Genomic DNA, 5,127 nt, shown 5'->3' with positions numbered 1-5,127 from the left:
AGAAGAAAAAAATAAATTGGTCTCAGAAATATTAAAAAAATACTTTAAGGATGAAGTCTAAGGAATATAGGGATGAAGAATTTAAACGCTATAAAATCAAAGTTATTACCTTTTATTGCATTAACTGCTATTTCAGGTCTTGCTAGAGCTGATTACTTAGTTATGGTAAAAGACCAAGGTCTTGTTAATCATTTTGAAAAAGAGGAATTCGTCGGTAACTTTCCTCATGCAACATTCAAGGTTAATAATCTTAGTTCCCTTCTTCCATATTCATTGGATGACTCAGCATTTGTCATAGATAAGAATTTTGAGATCTCTTTGAGTTCTACACCAACTGACCCATATATGGAGGTTCAGTGGGGTATTCAAAATTTAGGAAATAATGAACCTCGACGTGGAGGAGGAAGGATTCCTATTCCTGGAGTTGTTGGTTCAGATATTAATATTCTTGATGTTTGGAGAAATAACCCTGGAAAAAAAGACGTTATCGTTGCTGTTGTGGATACAGGTGTTGACTATAAGCATGAAGACCTTAAAGAAAGTATGTGGACAAATCAAGCAGAGCTAAATGGGTTAAGGGGCGTCGATGACGATGGAAATGGTTATGTCGATGATATCTATGGATATAACTTTTCCAAGAATACAAGTGACCCAATGGATGATAACCACCACGGTACTCACGTTAGTGGAATTATTGGTGCTCAGCATAACTCTGTTGGTGTAGCGGGTGTCATTCAAAATGCTAATATAATGGCCGTTAAATTTATGGATAAAAAGGGGAGAGGGGACCTTGAAAAAGCCCTTAAGGCGACGAAGTATGCCGTTGAAAATGGAGCTACTGTTATTAATAATTCATGGGGCTCATTAGGACACTCAGAAATTCTTGAAAACTATATGAAAGATGCTGGAAAAAGAGGAGTTGTCTTTGTCGCTGCTGCGGGAAATAATTATAAAAACTTAGATGAGAGTCCGCTCTATCCAGCTGCATTTAGAATTCCTAATCAAATCACAGTCGCTGCACTCAATCCTGAAAATAGAATGACAGGGTTTTCATGCTATGGCCCATTAACTGTTCACATTGCTGCTCCAGGAAGAAATATTATTTCTACAGTTCCAAATAATAAGTATAAGGTTCTCTCTGGGACATCAATGTCGGCACCTTATGTCGCTGCGGCAGTTGCACTTTATAAAGCGAGATTTCCAGAAGCGACACCTGACGAAATTAAAACGAAAATGATTGAGACAGCTGTTCATGTTCCACATTTTGCTGGTAAAACATTCAGTGAAGGTCGTTTAGACGTAGAAAACTTCTTAAGTCCTTGATATATACGACTCTATGATTTTTCAGAAGCTCCTAGAGGAGCAGTACAAGAGATTTGATCTGGCATCGGGGAAGGAGAGACGTGAGCTTCTTGCAACCCAGATGTATGATAATGAGGCCAAGGGGCTAGATTGTATGTCCTGTACTGGCCGTTGTTGTACTTATGAAGCGAACTCAATGCAAATGACTTCAGTCGAAGCATTAGAGGCCATGGCCTTATTGGAAAAAAAAGGACTTCTAACAGAAGAAGTTAAGAGTCGTTTAGAAGACTGTGTTAAAGAGTTTAGACTCGACCAGTATATTCAAATTGCCTCGGGCGAATTCTTTAGAAAGTCTTATACATGTCCTTTTTATTTTTACCCTTCTTTTGGCTGTGGACTAGGTGTCGATTCTAAACCATATGGTTGTATCGCATTTAATCCTTGTGAATCGGGTCAAAAAGATGGTGGTAATTGTCAGTCCGATTTAGATATCCAAGAAAAGAGAAATGAAATTTACGAAGAGTCAGAAGAGCTTGTTAACAAGAATCTTTTCAAAGAAGAAGGGATTAGTCTTATGAAAGAACCAATCCCTGTAAAGCTATTAGAATTTTGGAATAAATATATCAAAGAAAGCTGAGAATGAGTCTCTCTCCGGGTTGTACTTAGAAAAGCACCCCTTAAGCTTGTCCTTCTTAATAATAGGTTTCCCTAATAATTGTGATTCATTATTAAATTTAAATAGTCTTCGTTTTGGCCAAAAGTTTTTTGCTTTTAAAATATTCTTCGTTGGGTAGACGTAAATATGGCCAAGATTTTGTGAGTAGAGTTTACCGTCAACGATTGAAAGACTTGGCTCATGAAGTGCCTCTCGATTTTGTTTTATAGAGAGAGCTTTGAGTTTGTTAAGTTCATGATCTAAAACGAGAAGTCCTTCAAATGCTCTTTTCTTAGTTCCAAAATTATATGTGACATTGTCGTAGCTCAGATAAATATGTTCTTTAGAAATTGCAATTCCTGTCGCCTGTGATATTTGATTTGGCCCATGAGGAAGGTTAAAGATGGCTTCTTTCGTAATCTCACCAGTTTTCTTATCGAGAACACTTAGGCCAAAACTTCCGTGAGCGATGAAAATCTGATCTCCTAGTACCTCAAATTCTCTCGCAATTTGGTGTTTCTTTTCAAGATACTGATGAGTTGTTTTATAGAGACCTTCAAGCTTTAAAGTCTCTTTATCGAGTACCATAAGGTTTTGTGGCTGGAGAAGAAAGATTTGATTTCCAACTTCTTTCATATCCATAACTTTATAATCAAATGGAATTGTCTCGACGCCTTCCTTTGTAAAAATCTTTAAAAAGTTTCCTTCATCAAGGGATTTACCATAAGCATATGTGCGACCCTGACTTTCATAGAAACTAATATCGTCTTTATGTAGAACCGAGCCCTCTGACTTTATCGAGTTCTTGCAAAAGCCTTTCATATGAACATTTGCATAAACAGAAAGACCGATAAGAATAGCAATCATTGCTTTCATTATTCCTCCTCAAAATGAGTATAAGATGTAAATAGGCTTAAATTGTCCCTATTTTATTCGAGGAGGGAAATAGAATTTAGATTACATTATCTGTCATTGACACGAAGCGAGACATCTTTCTTAATAACTTGTTTAAGACTGATAAAGGACTCTGTGGATTGAACTTCATCAATACTTTGAAGCTTTTTAATGAGGAAGTTATGGAAGTGTTCAATATCATTGACTAATATTTTAACAATCAGAGCATATGAGCCTGTTGTGTAATAGGCCTCAACAACTTCATCAAGTTTATTCAATTCATTGATGACTTTTTCAACGTCTTTAGCATTTTTGAGGTGGACCCCGAGGAGTACGGTGACATCAAATCCCAGCTTTTTGTGATCGAGCTGGATTGAGCTTCCAGTGATGATTTTCGCCTCTTTTAATTTTTCGACTCTCTGGTGGATCGTTCCCCCTGATACAAAGAGCTTTCTGGCCATTTCAATAAATGGCATTCTGGCATCTTTTCTTAAATAGTTGAGTATTTTAATGTCTAAACTATCAATTTCGTATTTTTCCACCAATTTAGTCCTCTGATATTATCAAATCACTACTAATTTTAATCTAATGTTAAGTAATTCTCAAAAGTTTCCACCATCTATTGAAAGATTTTCAATAAATGACGATATTTATTAAAGGAATGGAGGTTCTGATGTGTGGATTCTTAGTTGTAACAGGTAAATTAGGTCAATTTGAAGAGAAGTTTCAGGAGTCGTTTGAGTCGATTTCTTATAGAGGTCCGGATCAACATGAGATTCTAGAGCTTTCATCTGGAAAAATGGGGTTTCACCGATTGGCCATTATGGATCTTTCAGAAAAAGGAAGCCAGCCTTTCAAATCAGTTGAGCGATCTCACCTGGTTTGTAATGGAGAGATATATAACCATCGTCAACTAAGAACGGACTATCAAAGTCGTTACGACTTTCAATCAGACTCTGATTGTGAGGTCATTTTACCAATTTTTGAAGAATATGGGATTGAAAAACTTTGCCACGTTTTAGATGGAGAGTTTGCTTTTGTCATTGAAAGAGATGGAAAGTTCTTTGCCGCAAGAGACCCATTGGGAATTAGACCACTTTTTATGGGGAAATCTAAATTTGATAGATCCCTCTGTTTTGCATCTGAGATGAAAGCATTAGTTGAACTCTGTGATGAAATTGAAGCATTTCCTCCGGGACATTTTTTTGATGGAGAAAAGATTCAAACTTTCTTTGATGTGAGAGAGATTGATCATAGAGCAAAGGAAGCGCTAGAAGAAGTTTATGAAGGAATTCACGACCATTTAGTTGAAGCTGTTAGAAAGAGACTTGATTCAGATGCACCAGTTGGGTTCTTACTTAGCGGAGGTTTGGACTCTTCACTTGTTTGTGCCATTGCTGCCAAATTATCTGATAAGCCGATTACAACTTTTGCTGTTGGTATTGATACGAATCCGATTGATTTAAAGTATGCCAAAATTGTCGCAGACTATTTAGGAACAGATCATCATGAAGTTATTTTTACGAAAGAGGAAGCCTATGATCACCTTGATGATTTAATTTATCACTTAGAAACTTGGGATATCACAACTATTCGTGCGGCCATGGGGATGTCGAAAGTTTGTGAGTACGTAAAGAAGAAAACTGGAATCAAAGTTATTCTTACTGGAGAGGTTAGCGATGAGCTCTTTGGTTATAAATATACTGACTTTGCTCCAAGTGCGATGGAGTTTCAAAAAGAAGCTCAAAAAAGAGTTGAAGAACTCTATATGTATGATGTTTTAAGAGCTGACAGATCAATAAGTTCTCATTCTTTGGAAGCTCGTGTTCCATTTAGTGATAAAGATTTTGTATCTTATGTCATGGGAATCCATCCTGAACTGAAGATGAACTGGAGTGGAGAAGGGAAGTATCTTTTAAGGAAAGCCTTTGATAGAGATGGCTATCTTCCACAAGAGATTTTATTCCGAGAAAAGGCTGCTTTTTCCGATGCTGTAGGACATGACTTGGTTGATTGGTTAAAAGAGCTAGCTGAAGAGAAATATTCTGATACAGATTATCATATGGCCTGCGAAAAATATGATTTTGCAAAACCATTTACAAAGAGTCTCTACTCTATCGTGAGATTTTTGAAAAGCACTTCGCAGGAAAATCTAAAACAGTTAAAGATTTTTGGATGCCAAATAGAGAGTGGAAAAACTGTGATGTTAAAGATCCATCGGCAAGAGTTCTTCCTAACTATGGGAAGAGTGGGGAATAAAAAAGCAGGCCAGGCCT

At 36.9% G+C, this 5,127-nt stretch carries 4 protein-coding genes and 1 pseudogene; 3 read left to right on the top strand and 2 right to left on the bottom strand.

The features are described from left to right. Positions 1–72: 72 nt before the first annotated feature. Both M901_RS16345 and M901_RS06285 read left to right on the top strand, forming a co-directional pair. On the top strand, positions 73–1,323 hold the full coding sequence (locus M901_RS16345; RefSeq protein ID WP_021277336.1) for a S8 family peptidase: 1,251 nt from the start codon (positions 73–75) through the stop codon (positions 1,321–1,323). 13 nt (positions 1,324–1,336) lie between these two features. After that, positions 1,337–1,939: a hypothetical protein gene (locus M901_RS06285; protein ID WP_021277337.1), complete on the top strand. Its 603-nt coding sequence runs from the start codon at positions 1,337–1,339 to the stop codon at positions 1,937–1,939. Here the strand turns inward: M901_RS06285 and M901_RS06280 are convergent. Next, positions 1,904–2,833, bottom strand: coding sequence for a hypothetical protein (locus tag M901_RS06280; protein WP_021277339.1), 930 nt, complete (start codon positions 2,831–2,833; stop codon positions 1,904–1,906). The two genes, M901_RS06285 and M901_RS06280, sit on opposite strands and share 36 nt — an antisense overlap. An 86-nt stretch (positions 2,834–2,919) precedes the next feature. Next, on the bottom strand, positions 2,920–3,393 hold the full coding sequence (locus M901_RS06275; RefSeq protein WP_021277338.1) for an Lrp/AsnC ligand binding domain-containing protein: 474 nt from the start codon (positions 3,391–3,393) through the stop codon (positions 2,920–2,922). A gap of 131 nt (positions 3,394–3,524) precedes the next feature. On the opposite strand from M901_RS06275, the pseudogene asnB reads away from it, so the two are divergent. Then, positions 3,525–5,110, top strand: a pseudogene (gene asnB, locus M901_RS06270) (asparagine synthase B). Positions 5,111–5,127: the final 17 nt, after the last annotated feature.

Source organism: Bacteriovorax sp. DB6_IX (genome assembly GCF_000447775.1).
Lineage (GTDB): Bacteria > Bdellovibrionota > Bacteriovoracia > Bacteriovoracales > Bacteriovoracaceae > Halobacteriovorax_A.
This window is presented reverse-complemented; position numbering and strand designations above follow the sequence as displayed.